Source organism: Chitinophaga dinghuensis (genome assembly GCF_003259435.1).
GTDB classification, from domain to species: domain Bacteria; phylum Bacteroidota; class Bacteroidia; order Chitinophagales; family Chitinophagaceae; genus Chitinophaga; species Chitinophaga dinghuensis.
Genome location: NZ_QLMA01000004.1, coordinates 405,086 through 424,818 on the forward strand (window position 1 = coordinate 405,086; position 19,733 = coordinate 424,818).

The 19,733-nt window shown below is 45.9% G+C and carries 17 protein-coding genes; 8 read left to right on the forward strand and 9 right to left on the reverse strand.

What is annotated here, in order from left to right; all coding sequences use genetic code 11:
- The first annotated feature begins 1 nt into the window (after position 1).
- On the forward strand, positions 2-1,912 hold the full coding sequence (locus CLV59_RS13770) for a DUF3857 domain-containing protein (RefSeq protein WP_111592624.1): 1,911 nt from the start codon (positions 2-4) through the stop codon (positions 1,910-1,912).
- 85 nt (positions 1,913-1,997) lie between these two features.
- Here the strand turns inward: CLV59_RS13770 and CLV59_RS13775 are convergent, their stop codons facing one another.
- Positions 1,998-3,284: an OmpA family protein gene (locus tag CLV59_RS13775; protein ID WP_111592625.1), complete on the reverse strand. Its 1,287-nt coding sequence runs from the start codon at positions 3,282-3,284 to the stop codon at positions 1,998-2,000.
- 376 nt (positions 3,285-3,660) lie between these two features.
- On the opposite strand from CLV59_RS13775, the gene CLV59_RS13780 reads away from it, so the two are divergent.
- The 4 genes from CLV59_RS13780 to CLV59_RS13795 are packed head-to-tail and all read left to right on the forward strand — an operon-like array spanning position 3,661 to position 7,805.
- Complete coding sequence (locus CLV59_RS13780) at positions 3,661-4,872, forward strand: hypothetical protein (protein ID WP_211323853.1); 1,212 nt, start codon at positions 3,661-3,663, stop codon at positions 4,870-4,872.
- A gap of 13 nt (positions 4,873-4,885) precedes the next feature.
- Positions 4,886-6,085 (forward strand): quaternary amine ABC transporter ATP-binding protein, encoded by a 1,200-nt coding sequence (locus tag CLV59_RS13785; protein ID WP_245950866.1) that lies wholly within the window; start codon positions 4,886-4,888, stop codon positions 6,083-6,085.
- A gap of 19 nt (positions 6,086-6,104) precedes the next feature.
- On the forward strand, positions 6,105-6,938 hold the full coding sequence (locus CLV59_RS13790; RefSeq protein WP_111592626.1) for an ABC transporter permease: 834 nt from the start codon (positions 6,105-6,107) through the stop codon (positions 6,936-6,938).
- Between the two features lie 33 nt (positions 6,939-6,971).
- Positions 6,972-7,805: a glycine betaine ABC transporter substrate-binding protein gene (locus CLV59_RS13795; protein WP_211323855.1), complete on the forward strand. Its 834-nt coding sequence runs from the start codon at positions 6,972-6,974 to the stop codon at positions 7,803-7,805.
- A 70-nt stretch (positions 7,806-7,875) separates the two neighbouring features.
- On the opposite strand, the gene CLV59_RS13800 is transcribed toward CLV59_RS13795, so the two are convergent.
- The gene (locus CLV59_RS13800; RefSeq protein WP_170137747.1) at positions 7,876-10,158 is read right to left on the reverse strand and encodes a PDZ domain-containing protein; all 2,283 of its coding nucleotides are present in this window, start codon (positions 10,156-10,158) and stop codon (positions 7,876-7,878) included.
- A gap of 200 nt (positions 10,159-10,358) precedes the next feature.
- Here CLV59_RS13800 and clpB point away from each other — a divergent pair, with 200 nt between their 5' ends.
- Positions 10,359-12,959 (forward strand): ATP-dependent chaperone ClpB, encoded by a 2,601-nt coding sequence (gene clpB / locus CLV59_RS13805; RefSeq protein WP_111592629.1) that lies wholly within the window; start codon positions 10,359-10,361, stop codon positions 12,957-12,959.
- A gap of 111 nt (positions 12,960-13,070) precedes the next feature.
- Positions 13,071-13,550 (forward strand): nucleoside deaminase, encoded by a 480-nt coding sequence (locus CLV59_RS13810; RefSeq protein ID WP_111592630.1) that lies wholly within the window; start codon positions 13,071-13,073, stop codon positions 13,548-13,550.
- A gap of 18 nt (positions 13,551-13,568) precedes the next feature.
- On the opposite strand, the gene CLV59_RS13815 is transcribed toward CLV59_RS13810, so the two are convergent.
- The 4 genes from CLV59_RS13815 to CLV59_RS13830 form a co-directional block, all read right to left on the reverse strand.
- Positions 13,569-13,928, reverse strand: coding sequence for an anti-sigma factor family protein (locus CLV59_RS13815; RefSeq protein WP_111592631.1), 360 nt, complete (start codon positions 13,926-13,928; stop codon positions 13,569-13,571).
- A gap of 15 nt (positions 13,929-13,943) precedes the next feature.
- On the reverse strand, positions 13,944-14,525 hold the full coding sequence (locus tag CLV59_RS13820; RefSeq protein ID WP_111592632.1) for an RNA polymerase sigma factor: 582 nt from the start codon (positions 14,523-14,525) through the stop codon (positions 13,944-13,946).
- A 184-nt stretch (positions 14,526-14,709) separates the two neighbouring features.
- The gene (locus CLV59_RS13825; protein WP_111592633.1) at positions 14,710-15,876 is read right to left on the reverse strand and encodes a zf-HC2 domain-containing protein; all 1,167 of its coding nucleotides are present in this window, start codon (positions 15,874-15,876) and stop codon (positions 14,710-14,712) included.
- A complete protein-coding gene (locus tag CLV59_RS13830; RefSeq protein ID WP_111592634.1) occupies positions 15,866-16,441 on the reverse strand; it encodes an RNA polymerase sigma factor in 576 nt (191 codons plus the stop codon). Before CLV59_RS13830 ends, CLV59_RS13825 begins: the two co-directional genes overlap by 11 nt.
- 95 nt (positions 16,442-16,536) lie before the next feature.
- Here CLV59_RS13830 and CLV59_RS13835 point away from each other — a divergent pair, with 95 nt between their 5' ends.
- Positions 16,537-17,307, forward strand: coding sequence for a C40 family peptidase (locus tag CLV59_RS13835; protein ID WP_111592635.1), 771 nt, complete (start codon positions 16,537-16,539; stop codon positions 17,305-17,307).
- Between the two features lie 84 nt (positions 17,308-17,391).
- Here CLV59_RS13835 and CLV59_RS13840 read toward each other — a convergent pair whose 3' ends face one another.
- From CLV59_RS13840 to CLV59_RS13850, 3 genes are all read right to left on the reverse strand, one after another.
- Positions 17,392-17,931, reverse strand: coding sequence for an inorganic diphosphatase (locus CLV59_RS13840; protein ID WP_211323857.1), 540 nt, complete (start codon positions 17,929-17,931; stop codon positions 17,392-17,394).
- Positions 17,932-18,096: 165 nt separating this feature from the next.
- Positions 18,097-18,591 (reverse strand): nuclear transport factor 2 family protein, encoded by a 495-nt coding sequence (locus tag CLV59_RS13845; protein WP_111592637.1) that lies wholly within the window; start codon positions 18,589-18,591, stop codon positions 18,097-18,099.
- Between the two features lie 143 nt (positions 18,592-18,734).
- Positions 18,735-19,688, reverse strand: a complete 954-nt coding sequence (locus CLV59_RS13850; protein ID WP_111592638.1) for a PhoH family protein — start codon at positions 19,686-19,688, stop codon at positions 18,735-18,737.
- Positions 19,689-19,733 lie beyond the last annotated feature (45 nt).

A 19,733-nucleotide genomic window follows, 5' to 3' on the forward strand; every position in this document is an offset into this window, starting at 1 on the left:
CTTGAAAAGTCTTAAAATATTATTCGGTATACTCTGCTGCTGGCAACTCCCATTGCTGGCTGCAGAGCCATTTTATCCTGCATCCGCTATTCCTGAAGGGCTGAAGAAAAATGCACACAGCATTATGCGCCTGAATGAGACGACCTATCGTGTTGTTGATAGCAAGGAAATCAGGGCGGTCCAACATCAGGTCATCACCATCCTCGATAAATCAGGCGATAACCGTAGCACGCTCACAGAGTCTTACGATAAACTGCGGGAAATCCGTAGTATCTCCGGCGCCTATTACGATGATAAAGGTAATCAGGTAAAACGCCTCCGCCAGAGCGATATCGCAGATGTTGCAGGTGCTGGTGGAACGGAACTCATTACCGATTCCAGAGTGAAATTCCATGAATTTACCGGTTTCGGATATCCGTATACGATAGAGTATACTGTGGAATATAAATTGAACAGCGCATACTTCCTGCGTATGTTCCTGCCACAGGAAATACAGACAGAAGCCGTAGAAAAAGCAGTGGTGAATATTGTGATGCCTGCCTCATTGCAGTTGCAATATAAGATGATGCAAACCACAGTATCGCCTGTTATCGCCGATACAAAAGAAGGAAAAAGCTACACCTGGACATTCGCCAATCTGCCTGCCATCAAGAAAGAGGCATTGGCAGTGTCGTTGTTCAACAGAGTTCCTTCTGTACTGCTGGCTGCCAGCGAATTTGACTATGGTCCGTTTCATGGTAAGTCGGGCTCCTGGCAGGACCTTGGTAACTTCTTTTATCGTATTAACGCGGGTAGAGATGTATTGCCGGATAATATGAAGACGAAAGTCCACCAGCTTACCGACCATCTTTCTACGTCACAGGAAAAAATTGCAGCCCTCTATAGATATCTGCAAAAAAATTTCCGATATATCAGTATCCAGTTGGGAATTGGAGGCTATCAAACCATCGATGCACAAACCACTGCAAAAACAGGATATGGCGATTGTAAAGCCCTTTCCAATATTATGTGTGCAATGCTAAAGGAAGTAGGCATCGCCGCAAATAGTGTCCTGGTGCAAGGTTCAGATGAACCGCGCGTTTTTCCGGAAGATTTTGCGGCCGATTGGTTCAACCATGTCATCGTTTGTGTTCCTGGTAAAAAAGATACTACCTGGTTGGAATGTACCAGTACATCTCTGCCAGCCGGCTATCTGAGCAGCTTTACGGGCAACAGGGCAGTGGTAGTATTGGATTCGCTGCACAGTAAACTGACACATACGCCATATTATGGCCAGAAAGAGAACCGCAGAAGCTCCGTAGTGAATGCAGTGATAGACGAAACCGGGAATATGAAGATAAAGTCGGAAATCCGCTCTACTGGCATGTTACAGGATGATCTCTCTTCCATGGTTAATAATGCCAGCAAACAAAAACAACTGGAAATATTACGCTCCGGCCTGGACTTCTCCAATTATGATGTAAATGCTTACGAAACCAGTGAAGACAAAAAGATCCTGCCTACTTTAACAGAGCAATTGGATATCACTGCCAGCAATTATGCCACTGTAACAGGCAAACGCATGTTCCTGCTGCCAAATGTAATGAGCCGGTATGGTACCAAACTGGAGGAAGACACCGCACGTATTTCCCCGGTAGCATTCCCGATGGCATATACTAAAACAGATACAGTAAATATCGCCATCCCCGCAGGATATAAGGTAGAATCTCAACCTAAACCACAAGTACTGACCAGTAAATATGGCTCCTTCACGACTACACTCAGTGTAAACGGGAATACCATTACGTATATACGAAAATTGGACATCACGGGTGGAACATACCCTGTAGCGGAATACAATGATATCCTGAATTTCACCAACACCATTTATAAATCGGATCGTAACCGGTTAGTGTTGGTGAAGGAACAGTAAAAATCAGCTTTACAAATACAAGAAAAGGCGCCGGATCTGCATTTCCGGGCGCCTTTTCCTTTTGATATGGGTTGATATGGCTGTATTATTTTTCTCTCACACTGATGCTGATATGTCTGTCTTTCTTCCTTTCTGCATCTGGCGCATCTGCCGCCGCTTTCGCAAATTCAGATCCATAACCTTCTGCTCCCTCTAATTGAGCTGCATTCGTATTGAGCTTCTTGAGGGCTGTTACAACAGCATCTGCGCGTTCTTGGGAGAGTTTTTTATTTGCGGCAGCATCTCCGGTTTTATCCGTATATCCGCCTATCTTAATTTTTGTTTTAGGGAATGCTTTCAGTATAGCCCCAATGTTGCTTACCTGCTGCATACTTTCTTCTGTCAGTTCAGCGCTGCCTGTTTTGAAATTGAGGTTATCAAAATCAAACCATACGTCTTTACCGGCTGCTTTGCTGTTGTCTTTCAGGAAGGTCACCAGTTGATCTTCAATACCGCCTTTATAGGCATTGAGTACAGTGCCATCCGGTAAAGTTACCTGGATACTTTCTCTGGCAACTTCAGGAGCGGCCATTGGAGTAGCAGTACCAGCAGAATCAGCGAGCTGATTAGTGGTTACGCTGTCTACTACTGTTTCTCCACCCTTATTGCCGCCACAACCGCGCATTAAATACCAAAGAAGGATAATAGCGACCAGAATTAGCAGGAGAGACCAAATCCATTTGCCACCGCCACCGCCAGCTTGTTTTACGGTATTTACGGTAGAGGTAGCTGCGTTGCCAACTGTATGTCCCAGTCCGCTGGCCATACTGCCCAGTTTGGAACCTAATTCTCCCAGTCCGCCCAAACCCAGTAATCCTGCCAGATTCAAACCGCCAGGAATGGCGCCCACAATTTTATCTTTCTGAGAATTTAGGAAAGACGCGAATCCTCCCGCATTCAAATTGTTTTGCATAGCATACTGCCCCACTGTACCCAGTGTAGCCGGCGCCGTAGCTTGTAACAGCGTGTCGGCAGATGACTCTTTAATACCCGCATAAGAGGAAATCATAGAGGTGATACCAGCAGCTTTGTCGCCAAACAGCGTCTTTAAAAAGCCAGCCCCTTTGGTCAACAGACCGCCTGCTCCACCTTGTAATGCTGCACCAATACTGGATGGAGACGCCTCCGATGCAGCTCCTTTCACCATATTCAGGAGCCCACCTGCATCGCCACTGCTCTCTGTCTTGTGCAGCAATCCAGTCAAAACAGTTGGAACAACCGCGGATATCGCTTTCTGAATCCCTTCTTCACTCTCGCCTAATTTGGAGGCGGCCTGACTGATTACGTTACCGCTGAATAGATTTCGTACACTCTCTAGTAAGTCGAATGACATAATTTAAGGGTTTTATGATGAAGAAAAAATTTCGGGGTAAAATGTCATCTTTTTCTGACAGCCTATATGTAGCCCATGGTCCGTTTAGCATCACTATAACAATGCTTTCCCCGCCCTTGTTCACATTTTTTTAAGAAATCGTTTGGCTTCCTGTCCTTTTTTTTGTATCTTCGCTGTGCTTTATTGCATTTTTAGACTGTTTAAAGTGCCTTCCGAGCACGCTCATTACGATAGAACAGTCAATATTTATTGGTATTGATCACTTGTCGGACCACATCGTGTCCGGTTTCATTTCCGAATAACTGTTTCAGTGCAGTTCCTGCACAGGGATTCCTGTGTCGCAGAGGAAAACGATCAGCATAAACATATTAGAACTATGACTGCTATGATTGAAGAATCATGGATGGTTAGGACCTCCTATGCCATTACATCAACTGTTGCCAACCGTATTCGAAAAGAATGGAAAATTATTTGCTGCTGCCTGTTCCTTTTCTTTCCAATGATAACTAACGGTCAGGATAGTACGAAAATAAACGATAAACCGAAACTCCATATCGGAGGGGCATTGCGATTCAATTACAACAACTCCTCCTGGAAAAAAGAACAAGTGAAAAGAGGAGGCGATTTCGGATACGATATGTTTCGCATCAACGCAGATGCCGCATGGAAACAATTATCACTCCATGCTGAATACCGCTTTTATTCAAAAGATTTCGGCGGCGGTATGCTCAAAGAAGGCTATGTAACCTGGCACTTCAACGATAGTACCCGCCTGGATATCGGCCTGACGCAAGTGCCCTTCGGAAATATCACCTACAATTCCCATAGCTGGTTCTTTAACCTGCCATACTATGTGGGAAAAGAAGATGATTATGATATGGGAATCAAATTCGAAAGAAAAGCACGACACTGGAAATATCAGCTGGCCTTCTTCAAAAACGCAGAGGAACTGAACTTCGGCGATAAAACTGCCATCGATCCCGGCCGCTATTCCTACGATGTGGCAGGTAGAAATAAAGAGGTAAACCAGGGAAATGCACGCGTAGAATACCTGTTGGAAAATAATAGTAGCATAGGCGCATCCCTGATGGCTGGCGGATTATACAATATCCCCTCCGGAGAAATGGGCAGTCATTACGCTGAGGCAGTGCATGCAAACCTGAACTGGAAACGATGGAATTTAAAACTACAGTCACTCTATTACCAATATAACGTAAACGACTCAACGCAGTTTAAAAATGCCATTGATATGGCGGCCTATGGCGCCTCCTATCAGGTGGCTGCAAAAGCGTTTATACATACTGCCTCCCTGGCATATACGCTCCCTGTAAAATGGGGGCCTGTCAGCACCCTGACCTTCTATAACGATTATTCACTGATGGATAAAACCATTTCCGGATTTGAAAATACGCAGATGAATGTGCTGGGATGTATGGTGACAGCAGGTCCTGTCTTTACTTATATCGATTGGGCCGCCGGTAAAAACCATCCATGGCTCGGCCCCGTTTGGGACGATGCGCTGGCTTCCGGTACGCCAGGGGAAAAATGGCATAGCCGGTTTAATATCAATATCGGTTACTATTTCTAACAAAAATAAACGAATGATGATACCTAAACTTAAAATAGAAAATATTACACTGATCTTCGGACGCGATCGGGAAAAGGCTTTAAACATGCTCCATGAAGGAGCCAGTAAAGCGGAAATCCTCGCGGAAACAGGATGCACAGTAGGTGTGAAGGAGGCTTCATTTGACATCCAACCCGGTGAATTCTTTGTTATCATGGGCCTCTCCGGAAGTGGAAAATCCAGTCTCCTCAGATGTTTGAACCGACTGATAGAACCAACTTCCGGAAACATCTTCCTCAATGATACTAACATCACTACGCTCAACGATAAGGAACTCCAACAAATCCGTCGTAAAGAGATCAGTATGGTGTTCCAGCAATTCGGACTGCTCCCGCATCGTACCGTGATGGAGAATGTCGCATTCGGACTGGAATTACAAGGCGTTCCCGTAGCAGAAAGAAACGAGAAAGCCGCAAAAGTAATTGAACTCGTTGGCCTCAAAGGCTATGAACAACAACTGCCTTCTGGCCTCTCCGGTGGTATGCAACAACGTGTAGGCCTGGCCAGAGCCCTCGCCAACGATCCGGAAGTACTGCTGATGGATGAGGCTTTCTCCGCACTGGACCCACTGATTCGCACCCAAATGCAGGATGAACTGATGGACCTCCAGGAGAAAATGCATAAAACAATCGTCTTCATTACCCACGACCTGGATGAGGCTATCCGATTAGGAGACCGCATCGCGATCATGAAAGATGGAGAAGTGATACAAGTAGGCACGCCGGAGGAAATCCTCACTACGCCAGCAACAGAATATGTGTCTTCCTTCGTGGAAAAAGTGGATCGGAAAGCTGTTATCACCGCTTCTTCTCTCATGGATACCAAGCCTGTTACCGCCATTTTCAGAAAAGATGGCCCTGAAGGAAGTCTCCGTAAAATGCGTTCCACCGGCCTCAACATACTGCCGGCTGTCACGATAGATAAACATTTTCTAGGCTTCGTATACCTCCATGAAGTACTCGAAGTAAAACGACGCGGGGATAAAACCATCGAAGCCGTGATCCATCGGGAAGTTCCCGTGGCCTACCCGGATACGACGGTAGAACAAATGCTGCCGTTTATCGCAGAAACCGATAAACCAGTTGCTGTAGTGCACCCTGAAACCAACAAACTGTTGGGACTTATTTCACAGACTGCCCTGATCATCGAAACAACAGGGAGTCAGACTTTATAACCCTTACGACTAAACGAATATGATTAAAATAGGAAAATATATAGAACATTTCATCAATTGGCTGACACTGCATTTCGGACCTTTCTTTAAATCCGTTAAACACATAGTGGAAGCCATGGTAAACGCTGTGCAGTGGGTACTTGGTATCATGCCATGGTACGTGCTCATCCTACTGCTGGCCATATTTGCATGGCGAAGAGCAGGATGGTCCGCAGGCGTATTCACATTACTCGGATTAGGCCTGATCTACGGTATGGGCTACTGGCCGCAAACCATGGAAACACTGGCACTTATTTTAGTGTCTGCATGTATCGCCCTCTTAATTGGCATACCATTTGGCATTTGGGCTGCCAGAAATAATATGGTAGGCAAAATATTACGCCCTATCCTGGATTTCATGCAAACCATGCCCGCGTTTGTGTACCTGATTCCAGCAGTACTGTTCTTCGGACTGGGTAAAGTGCCTGGCGTATTTGCCACGATCATCTTTGCCATGCCGCCAGCAGTGCGACTCACCACTTTAGGCATCCAACAGGTTCCGAAAGACATTGTGGAGGCTACGCGTTCATTTGGCGCAACATCTACGCAACTGTTGCTGAAAGTGGAACTGCCCCTGGCAATGCCTACCATCCTGGCTGGTGTGAACCAGACCATCATGATGGCATTATCTATGGTGGTAATTGCGGCCATGATTGCTGCCGGTGGACTCGGAGAAATCGTGTTGAAAGGTATCACCCAACTGAAAATAGGTGTCGGCTTCGAAGGCGGTATCGCCGTGGTGATCCTGGCAATTATCCTGGATCGTATTACACAGTCTTTCGGGAAAAAAAGAATGAAAAAAACCAGTAATTAATATAACGAGGAAAACATGATGATGAGAAAAACAATGTTAGCAATACTGGCGGTGCTACTGATAGCTGTTTCCGCCTGTCAGAACAATAGTTCCGGCGATAAGAAAATTACCATCGCTTATGTCAACTGGGCGGAAGGTATCGCCATGACGCAACTGGCTAAAAATGTGCTGGAGAAAAAAGGTTATGCCGTAACGCTCAAGAATGCGGACGTAGCGCCGGTTTTCGCAGCAGTAGCAGGTGGCGACGCAGATGTATTCCTGGATACCTGGATGCCTGTTACCCACAAAACTTACATGGAAAATTTTGGTGAAAAAATCACCGTACTCAATACAAACTTTGAAGGCGCAAAAATCGGCCTCGTAGTACCAGACTATGTAGATGCGAAAAGCATTGCCGACCTGGAAAAGGAAAAAGCAAAATTCGATGGTAAAGTGGTAGGCATTGATGCCGGCGCCGGTATCATGACGAAAGCAGAAGACGCCATTCATGAATACGGACTGGATTATAAATTACAATCTTCCAGCGAAGCGGCCATGCTGGCAACGTTGAAGAAAAGCATTGCAGAAAAGCAACCCATCGTTATCACCGGCTGGCAGCCGCATTTCATGTTCACGGAATATAAACTGCGATTCCTGGAAGACCCGAAGAAAGTATTCGGCGATACAGAGAAAATCCTGACCATCGCGAATAATGAGTTTACAGTCCGTGATACGGTAGCTGTGAATTTCTTCCGCAAATTCAAACTGACAGACACCCAACTGAATTCCCTGCTGGGCGAAGTAGCCAAAGCAGATGGTAACGAAGAAAAAGGTGTACGCAACTGGATGTCCGAAAATCAGGAGTTAATCCAATCCTGGTTACATTAAAGATATAAGCTCCATTAATACCCCACAATAAAAAATGCGCCAATCGGCGCATTTTTTATTGTAATCCCATTTACAAGGTAATGGCTCGCTGGCCGCGGAATACCGTGAGTTTGCTATTGGAATTTATCTGATCAACAACTGCTTTTAATTCATTCAGTTGCGTAATCTTCTTATTCCCAACCTGTAATATCACATCTCCATCTTTCAGTCCAAATGCAGGCTGCGGCGCCTTGACCACCAGTACGCCTTCATTATCCGGCATACCTGTCGCAGAACGCTCTCCTAATGTTTCTATATTTTTGAAGGTGCCGTTTTTCCAATCCCAAGAGATAGTTTGTTCAGTGGTCGCAATGGTTAACTCAGGAAATACCGGCTGCTGCGCAATTTTCTTCAGTCTGGCAGCGGTAACGCCAAACTGATGCTGATCAAAATTGCGGAAACCTGTTCTTAATGCAGCCTGGGAATTCACATGGTAATCTCCTTTCCCTGGATTACTGAACTGTGGATCGCCGTAACTAGAATTTCTGTCTGTAAATATCTGTGCGACATTTAAACTCGTCAGATCAGGGAAATAGTTGTGATCGATCTCTTTTCCCCAGTAGTGGATGCCAATCGGCTGATAGCCCGTCATCACAATATTATGGACAAATACATCCCCGCTGTTTTTAAACCATACATGCGGATGAAAAGAGTTATTGATGATGATATTATTGGATACCTTGCGATTAAACCCTTCCCGTAGTTTCAGGCCCCCATGCAAACAAACATTGCTGTAAATCTCGTAATTGGAAGATCCATCATCCAGATCAATATCCCAGCCATGATCACAACGAAAACGATTGTAACGGAGAATCGTTGGGGAGACAGCATCCTGTCCAACCAACCAGGGATACAAGGCGGCCAGGCTGTCCATTTCTTTGCGGTCGGGATACCACCAGCGATCTCTGCCCCATGAATTAAAAGAGCCATGATCGCCTGTTTCCAGGACCGTATTAAACACGTCGTTGTATTCAATGATATGCCCGCCCCAGGTACCTTCATTCACATTAATTCCCGATCTGGGCAGATTGTAAATGCTGTTATGACGCACCAGAATGTTGGCCGACATAGAGATCTGCACCCCAGCTACCTGCTTTTCAATTTGGCCAATATCGTGTATCAGGTTGTCGATAGCTGCACAGGAATCCGGATAATGGCTGTTTTTAGGCCCTCTAGCGGTGTCTATGCTGCTGAAGTCCTGCCGTTGGCCGTATTCAAATAGGGGAGACCTTACGGCATCCGGATTGCCAACAAAGCATATGCCGTTGCCCCCGATGTCATGGATGTAGTTGTCAGAAATCGTGTCTCTCCGGTTATAATTGCTTAAAAACACCGCATTTCCGCCATTATTATTGAAATCGCAGTTCTTTACAGCGCAATTCCTCGTACCATCCATTAGAATGACGCCACCCCGGTAAATAGCCCAGTCGCTTCGCAGCAGTGGTTCACGTGTATCCATAAACGTAGCGGCACATTGGGTAAATCGTATATCCTTCACCGTGAAGTTCTTCACCGGATGTGCGGCATTGCCTTTCAGGACAATCAGTTCTTTATGCCGGGAAACCACAACAGCGGCCCCTTTCAGATTCGTTCCGGGCGCCGGTTTATAATACAGGTACTTGTTTGCTTTGTCATAAAACCATTCCTGGGCAGTATCCAGCTCTTCCTGGATATTCTCCACAAAGCGAATACTTTTATGCATACCCATCTGCCGGTTATTTTGGTAGCCGCCCTCCAGTTGTAAGGTACTGTCTGCATTCACGCCGGTGATACGATAATGATAACCGCCCCATTCCGCTCTGTGCAAAGCATGAATGTATCCGCCTTCCGGATGCTTCCAGCTGGCTACCCGCTCTTTGCTGATGGCATCGGCGGCGGCGCCATGGTAATGCCTGGCAGTGGCGTCGTAATTAGGATATCTCGCTCTTACCTGCTGCTGCCCATCAATATATAACTGATCAAATTCATAAGGAACATCCACCGCTGCCCGAAATATGCCATTTTTCCAGGTTTCCCAGTTAGGCTGGATCTTTTGACCTCCACTGATTACCGTCTTGCCGGCGGCCCCCTCTAATACCGTATAACCTTTGCCGTTAGTCATACTGGCAGTAATTACAATCGTACTGTCCAGGTACCAGGCGCCCGGCTTACACTGCAATAACAGGTTGCAATCCGGATATTTTGACCTGTAACGCTGAATAACTGGCCCCACTTCACCGGGAGTAACTGCCAGTTTGAAAGTTTGTCCCTGGACAGGACAAAAATGCATCACTAACGCACACGCACAAACGATAAAATACAAGTGTCTCTTCATAATCATTCTTATGTGGCGAATATAATATAGGTGAATGATGCAATATGATGCAAATTTAGCAGTGACTGTTACTATTTTCTGCTAAAACTGCAGATCATTTAGCAATAAACTGTCAAAATTGCCGATTGGAAAACATTGGTTTACGCTTTGTTGTTAGAAAGACACGTTTGATGACACAAAAAAGGAGAAAACATTAACTTATGAATCTTAATAATTTCACTATTAAATCGCAGGAAATACTGCAACAGGCGCAACAACTGGCGTTCAACCATCAGAACCAGGCCATAGAAACAGGGCATATTCTCAAAGCCCTGTTGGACGACCAGGACAGCCCGATTGAATACTTACTGAAGAAGAATGATGTAAACACCACCTTCCTCAATAGTAAACTCAACGAACAGTTGCAAAAATATCCCCGCATGGCCGGTGGGGAAGGCGGGCAAATGCTCAGTCGCGATGCCAATACCGCTATGCTCCGCGCTGGCGCCGCTATAAAAGAATTTAAAGACGAGTTTGTCAGCGTTGAACACCTGTTACTGGGAATACTCGGTGGCAGCGACGATTCCGCCAAACTGCTCAAAGATGCCGGCCTCACAGAGAAAGGTCTGAAAACCGCCATCAAAGAACTACGTAAAGGAGAAACAGTGAACTCCCAATCTGGCGGTTCACAATATAATACGCTCCAGAAATACGCTAAAAACCTGAACGAACTGGCCCGCGAAGGTAAGCTCGATCCGGTAATCGGCAGAGATGAGGAAATCCGCAGAACCCTGCATATCCTTTCCCGCCGGTCTAAAAACAACCCAATCCTGGTGGGAGAACCAGGCGTTGGTAAAACCGCTATCGTAGAAGGACTGGCCCATCGGATTATCAACGGCGACGTGCCCGAAAATCTGAAATCAAAAATCATCTATGCACTCGATATGGGCGCATTGATGGCCGGTGCTAAATACCGCGGCGAGTTTGAAGAGCGACTCAAAGGCGTAGTGAAGGAAGTAGCGGAAAGCGATGGGGAAATTATTCTCTTCATTGATGAAATTCATACCCTCATTGGTGCAGGCGCTATGGAAGGTGCAATGGATGCAGCAAACATCCTGAAACCAGCACTGGCCCGCGGTGAACTCCGTGCTATCGGCGCTACCACCCTCAACGAATACCAGAAATATTTCGAAAAAGATAAAGCCCTGGAACGTAGGTTCCAGAAAGTAATGGTGGATGAACCCAGCGTGGAAGACGCTATTTCTATCCTCCGCGGACTGAAAGAAAAATATGAAAGTCACCACCATGTACTGATCAAAGACGAAGCCATCATTGCGGCGGTAGAATTGTCTCACCGCTATATCACCGATCGCTTCCTGCCCGACAAAGCCATTGACCTGATCGATGAAAGCGCCGCTAAACTGCGCCTGGAAATGAACTCGATGCCGGAAGAACTGGATGAACTGGAACGCAGAATACGTCAGCTGGAAATCGAAAGAGAAGCGATCAAAAGAGAAAATGATGAAGATAAACTGAGCGAACTAGCCGCAGAAATCTCCCGCCTCAGCGATGAACGTAATACCTTCAAAGCAAAATGGCAGGCAGAAAAAGAAGTGGTAGATAAAATCCAGAACGCTAAATCAGCCATAGAAAACCTGAAACTGGAAGCAGAACAGGCAGAACGTAACGGCGACTTCGGTCGGGTAGCGGAAATTCGCTATGGTAAAGTAAAAGAACAAGAGAAATTAGTGGCGGATCTTACCCTGGAACTGGAAGAACTTTCCGCTAACCATAAACGCATGCTCAAAGAAGAAGTGGATGCGGAAGATATCGCGGAAAACGTTGCGAAAGCAACCGGTATCCCGGTGTCAAAAATGATGCAGAGCGAAAAAGATAAACTGCTTCACCTGGAAGATGAACTCCATCAGAGAGTAGTGGGCCAGGAAGAAGCCATCATCGCCGTATCTGACGCCATTCGCCGCAGCCGCGCCGGACTCCAGGACCCACGTCGTCCTATCGGTTCCTTTATCTTCCTCGGTACTACCGGCGTAGGTAAAACGGAACTGGCGAAAGCCCTCGCGGAATACCTCTTCGATGATGAAACCATGATGACCCGCATCGACATGAGTGAATACCAGGAGAAACACAGTGTGAGCCGACTGGTAGGAGCGCCTCCGGGATACGTTGGTTACGATGAAGGCGGTCAGCTGACAGAAGCCGTAAGACGTAAACCTTACTCTGTGGTATTGTTGGATGAAATCGAAAAAGCGCATCCGGATACCTTTAACATTCTGCTGCAAGTATTAGATGATGGCCGTCTGACAGACAACAAAGGCCGCGTGGTGAACTTCAAAAACACCATCATCATTATGACCAGCAACATGGGTAGCCAGGTGATACAGGAAAACTTCGAAAACATTGACGACAGTAACCGGGAACAAATCGTAGATAAAACCAAGGAAGAAGTAATGGCCTTGCTGAAAGTTACGATCCGCCCTGAGTTCTTAAATCGTGTGGATGAAGTGATTATGTTCCAGCCATTGTTGAGGGAAGAAATAAAAGGAATTATTAACATACAATTACAACAACTGAAGGATATGGTGGCGAAAAGTGGCATGATATTGGAATTTTCTGATTATGCGCTTGAGTTCCTCGCTGTACAAGGTTACGACCCGCAGTTTGGAGCCCGTCCGCTGAAACGCCTTATCCAGAAGGAAATTATCAATCTGCTTAGTAAGAAAATTCTGGCAGGTGATATAGACAAAACCAAACCGGTTTTAATCGATGTGTTTGATGGCGTTGTTGTAATCAGAAATAACTAAGTCTATAAGCAATTCTAAATACGACGATACATAGTTTACGATAAGCCCCGCGATTCCTCGCGGGGTTTTCTTTTTTATTGAGTAAATTAGTAGGGATCAAATAACCAGTATATGATAGGAGAAAGAGAAAAAAGATTCATGCAGTATGCAGTAGCCCTTTCTGCAAAAGGAATGAAAACCGGTGATGGCGGTCCTTTCGGATCTATTGTTGTCAGAGGGGATGAAATAGTAGGAGAGGGATGGAATCAGGTGCTTTGTAACAATGATCCTACCGCACATGCAGAAGTGATGGCTATCCGCGATGCCTGTAATAAACTGCAAACTTTCCAGTTGAATGACTGTGAGATTTATACCTCCTGCGAACCATGCCCTATGTGCCTGGGCGCTATCTATTGGGCAAGACCTGCCCGGGTGTATTTCGCCAATACCCGCGAGGATGCGGCAGCGATCGATTTCGATGATTCTTTTATCTATGATGAAATTAATCGGCCTATGGATGCCCGGAAAATACCGATGATACATATGCCGGATGCCTCCGCCTTACATGTGTTCGAAGAGTGGAAACATAAAGAGAACAGAACGCTGTACTAGTACAGCGCTGTTTCCCTGTTACTTGGGATGCGTATAAAAATGATATCCCCAGAACAACGCCAGTACAATACATATTATCACCAGCACTATAACGGTGAGGTATATATTATAATTATCCGGCCTTCTGCTCTTTCTGTATTTCTTATGCAGCTTTTTCAGCAGGTCCCATTTCATTTCCCGAACCATTGCAGGGATCTTTTCTTTATCCTGAATGGCGGAAAGTCCTTCCAGCGCTTCACTGCACAACTCACAGTCGGCCAGATGCATCTCCACTTCATGCTGCTCTTCAGGCGTCAGTCTTCCCTGAACATAGTCCAGTAACTGTTGCTGTGAAGGGCAACCTGTTGTGACAAATATATCTTTGAAATGCTCGTTCATATCACTTGATGCAAATTAACTCTTGTTTGCGCGTTGTTGTTTTTCCAGTATTATTTTCAAGTTTCGTTTGCCATTCTGTATATGGCTCTTCACCTGCATCAGGTTATATCCTGTCTGATCGGCAATCTGCTGGTAAGACATTTTCTGCAAATAGAATAGTTCCACACAGATGCGCTGTTCTTCATTCAGCGTTGCCATGGCCTGCTGCATGTTTTCCAGCATAAGGTCTTTTTCCTGATGCTTTCGCTTATCTTCTTCTTCCACAGTGATACTACCCATCGTCTGGTCAGAAATCTCTTCCTTATACTTCATATGATTCTGCCGGATTTGCATCAGGCAGTAATTCTTCGCCACCTGGTATATCCAGGCCCGAAAGTACTGGACTTCGTGCTTGTTTACCTCGGATAATACTTTTAGGAATATCTGTTGTACCGCATCTTTCGCATCTTCTTCGTTCTTCAGGTATTTCATACACATACCCAGTAACAATAAAGCATAGCGATCAAAGAGCACGCCTATCCACTCGCTGTGGCTGTCAGCTTTATACCGTTGAAGTAATTCCTGGTCTGTTAGTTTTTGTATTTCTGGATTGTTCACAGGCTTTAAAATGGAATGCTGCTTCTAAGATGCAGCATATGGCAAAATTCCATAAAGTCCATCTAAAATAAAAATAATAAGATAGGAGAGATTATATTTTATTTTCTGCATTTAACAAAAGGAATGGCTGACAGCATCGCTGTCAGCCCTTCCTTTTGTTAAATGCGGTATTGATAAGTTGTTGTTACATCGTATCCAATGCTTGCTGGGCCGCAGTTTTCAAGCTCCCATCCATCTTCACCACTTCCTTAAACATTCTTCTGGCTTTTCCCATTTGCCCTTTACTGCGATAACAGATGGCCAGTTGATAGCGCGCCATCTCCACATATTTTCCGTTTCCATTCGCCTCAATACGCCTGTATCTGTCCATGGCCTCGTTAATGCTTCCCTGCTGTTGCAGCTGCATGGCGGCTTTATAAAGATTTTCATCGCTGTTTGTCAATGCTGGCGCATCTTTTTTAGGCTCCTCTTTTTTCACCGGATCAGAGGGTGGAGCTGCCTGTGCTTTGGCGGCATTGGCCTGTTTTTCTGCGGCCTCCCGATCCTGCTCTTCTTTCTCCGCCGCTGCGGCAGCTTTCTTCAGGCTGTCCTGTTTCTTTGCTTCTGCAGTAGCTGCCTGTACTTTAGCAAGACTATCCGCTCTCGCTTTTTTCTTGGCGGCACGTTCTAACGCCAGTTGTTTGAGCTTTACCGAATCTACTTTTACCGGCGCAGGCGCTGGTTTGGTGGGTGGAATAGCAGTGGTATTGGCCGTAGGAATAGGCGTTGCGGGCGCAGGATTGGGCGCAGGAGCAGGCGCCGACTGATGCGCAGGGGTGGCATGGTTGGCCGCAATAATCGGTTGAGCAGCCACTGGCTTTTCCCCGTTGTCCACCTGAGTGGCAGCGGTAGTGGTAGTATCTTTTGTTTCAGGAACAGGTGCTACAGAAGAAACCATGAGTCGCGGCATGGTAGGGGCATTGCGCATATGTCCTTTCAACACATAGACGCCACTTACCCCCAGTACGCCGAAGGCGATCAGCCAGAAGTATACCAGGAGGTTCTCTTTGGTTCTTTCCTTACGGGTATACTGTGCCACTTTCTGCACATGGGATACTGGCAATATACTTTGTTGAATATATCGTTGCAGTTTGCCGGTGAGATCGTTGTATTGATCGGTATTGGATTCTTTCTCAAGCGCCTGGATAGCTTCAAAACAGAGGTCACAGTCGGCCAGATGCTGTTCCACAAGATGTTTCTCTACATCCGTTAGTCTGCCTTCCAGATAGCGGGGGAGCTGATCTTTGCTAAGGCAGCGGATTCCAGAGAAAATCTTGATTACCTTGTCGTTATGGGACGAATTATTTAACATGGGACTGATTAATGTAAAGCTTTGCCAGTTTGTTTTTCGCCGCTTTCAGCTGGTGACGGACTTTGTCGCGGTTCCAGCCTCTGGAGGCTGTCAAATCAGCAAATGTTTTCTGTTCTATATAAAATTCCTGCAGGATTTCCCTGTCTTCTTCCGGAAGTCGTTGTAATGCCTGTTCCAGTCGTACGATGAGCTCCTGGCGATCAATGGTATTGGTGCTGGCTTTCTCCACTATATTTTCTATGTGAAGGAAATCCCGTACTTCTCTGGAAGGGTAGAAGGGGAGGATTTTTTCCTGCTTTGCCATGTATCCGCGCTGTATATGAAGCATCCATTCGTTGGCTTTATAAATGGATTGGGTTCTTAAACTGGCGCTCAGTCGCTGTAATAAGCCTGGAAAAACTACGTTGGGGTCGAGGCTGGGATTCTTATGCAACTGTGGCAGCGTAATGGCCACTAACAGGTGACTGTATCTATCCATCAATACGCCTTCTGCCTCCCGGTCTTTGAGTTTTCTGGTCCGGGATATTAGTTCTTTGTCCGATAAACTGGTTAACTGCTGGTGCATAAACTATATATTTTATATTTACGTATTAAATCGGAAAAAGTTCACTGCGGTAACAAGATTAACTAGGGATTATAAAACGGACTTATACAATTCATATGCCATATGCAGTAGTTACTGTGCCTGTTGCGCCATTGCGCATGGAAGCGGCACATAGAAGCGAAATGATTTCCCAGCTCCTCTGGGGCGAATGCGTTGAAATATTGACATCTGCGCCGGGAGGATGGGTACAGGTGAAGAACCAATACGACGATTATACGGGCTGGGCTACCGAGAACCATTTGCAGCTGGTGGATGAGGAATTTTATCAGCAACCGGCTACCGCTTACCTGCCAGACTGGGTAAATACCGTCCAGTTGAATGGAGCGCCTATGCAGGTCCCTTTTGGCTGCCTGGTAAAAGGGAATAAGTCCTCCGCCCAATGGGGGGATTTTGCCGTGCATATTACTGGTAATTTCGGGGAGACAACCGTTCCCGCCGCCAACATGCCCTCACTAATCCTTGAAGCAGCCATGAAATACCTGAATACGGCTTATTTATGGGGTGGGCGCTCGGTGTTTGGAGTGGATTGTTCCGGATTAACGCAGAATGTCTACAAATTGGTGGGAATTCCGCTCTTAAGGGATGCCTATCAGCAGGCCACTCAGGGAAATACGGTGGATTTCCTTCAGGAAGCCCAATTAGGGGATCTGGCATTCTTTGACAATGAGGCGGGCCGGATTACGCATGTGGGAATATTACTGAACGACCATGAGATCCTCCATGCATCCGGGAAGGTACGGATCGATCCTATCGATAACCAGGGTATCACCAACAGCGATACAGGCTTGCGTACACACCAACTGCGAATTATTAAACGATTGCTGTAGGAGAGATACGTGTCTCCCTGAAATACATAAAAAAACCGTCTCTACTGAGCAGAGACGGTTTTTTGTTTTAAACAGTGGCTGGAATTAGCTCTGTTTGAATATTTTACGGTAATCTTCAAAGCTTTGTTTGATGATTTCTTCCGCTTTTGCTTTATTCTGGAATTCTTCCACTTTCACTGTTTTTCTTTCCAGTGTTTTGTATTCTTCAAAGAAATGACGCATTTCTTCAATGAAGTGAGGAGGTAATTCAGAAATATCATTGATGTGGTTAACGCTCATATCGTTAGCAGCAACCGCGATGATTTTATCGTCTGCTTCGCCACCGTCGATCATTTGCATAACACCGATCACTTTCGCTTCGATGATACACATAGGCACACAGTCTACCTGAGATAATACCAGGATATCCAGTGGATCATGATCGTCGCAATATGACTGAGGAATAAAACCATAGTTAGCAGGATAATAAACGGAAGAATACAGTACTCTGTCCAGTTTCAGTAATCCGCTCTCTTTATCCAGTTCGTATTTGGCACGGCATCCCTTTGGAATCTCAATAATGGCATTCACGATGTGTGGAACTTCATTTCCGGGACTCACACTATGCCAGGGATTTGTCATCATAATCGATCTTTCTTTACTTTTTAGTTTATAGTTCAATGCAAGCTTAAGGCAGTCAAAAGGAATTTCTGCCCGCAGCAGCTAATTGCGTGGCAAAATTACGTAACTCGACGTTAATAGCTAAATTATTATTATCCCGGCGGTTACGAAGGGCCGGAATGTAGGCTATTACTGGACCGGAGGTGCAGCGGCACCAGGGGCGTCAGTGGTATCGGCAGGCATGAGCCCGGTAGAATCCAGGGCATTTCCTCCCTGTGGTGATGAATAATTCGGAATAATGCTTTCGAATGTCAGGGATATTTTCCATTGGCCGCTTTCCTTTACCAGTTGTAAGATCTCTTCCTGATTGGCGGAAGAGTTTAATATGGTAACGGAGGCCTGGTCTCCTGCATCGTTTTCTTCCGTCTTTACTACCGTGATCTGGGCTTTTTTAATTTTTTCTCTTTCGGCTTCACTACGACGTGCGTCGAAGAAGGAATAAAGCTGTATTACCTGTTGGGATTCTTTTGTGGCGTAATCCCTGGCCTTGTCAAAGTTCGAATCCTGGATGGCGTGCATAAAGGCTAATGCCACTTCATCAGGGGTAGCCTTCTTTTTACAGCTGCTTAGCAGCAAGGTTGGTATCACTGCCAGTAGTAACAGGATTCGACGAATATTGGTCATGCGGTGGATAAATTATTAATATATCACTAACAAAAATAGGGTTAAACAATCAAATCTGCAAAGTTCCGTCATTATTCCGTCATCACACAACTAAAAAGGGCTGACTAAAAAGTCATCTGACTTTTAGCCAGCCCCGCATTGAATTAATCTTTATTAGCCTCGTAAGCCCTGATAATGGCTTTTACGAGCCTATGCCTTACTACGTCTTCTTCATCCAGCTCCAGGTACCCGATACCATCGATATTGCGAAGGATGCGGGTTGCCTTTTCCAGGCCCGACTTCTGATTTTTAGGCAGGTCGATCTGGGTGAGGTCGCCGGTGATGATTGCTTTGGCAGAAGCGCCAATACGCGTCAGGAACATTTTAATTTGCAGATCTGTCGCATTTTGTGCCTCATCCAGGATAATAAAGGAATTATCCAGGGTACGGCCACGCATATACGCCAGGGGTGCAATCTCGATAATACGGTTGGCCATATAATAGCTCAGCTTTTCAGCTGGGATCATATCGTCCAGCGCATCATAGAGAGGGCGCAGGTAAGGGTCAATCTTCTCTTTCAGATCTCCCGGCAGGAAACCCAGGCTCTCGCCGGCTTCCACTGCAGGACGCGTAAGAATGATCTTCTTGATCGCCTTGTTTTTCAGCGCTCGCACTGCCAGCGCTACTGCGGTATAGGTTTTACCAGTACCAGCCGGACCAATAGCGAAAATGATGTCGTTCTTGTCTGCAAGATGCACCATTTTCTTCTGATTCGCCGTGCGGGCCCTGACAGTTCGGCCATTAGGGCCAAATACCAGTACCTCATTGGGGTTACGGTCACTGAAATTATCGATACCTGTACCCTCCTCATCCCCAAGGATTTGTTCGAAATAGTTCTCGGTAAGATTGCCGTTTCGCTCCAGATATTTCACGATCTGGCCAATCTTTTCCTCCGCTGTTGCTACCTCTTCCGGTGAGCCGCTCAGCTTTAGCTGGGTTCCTCTGGACAGGATCTTCAACAATGGGAACTTTTTCTTTAGTAAATCCAGTTTTCCGTTGTTGACACCGAAAAACTCTATGGGATTAATACTATCTAAGTTGATAATAGATTCAGTCAATGATCTTTAGATTTTAATTGTCCAGGAATGTCGGTTTTCAAACCG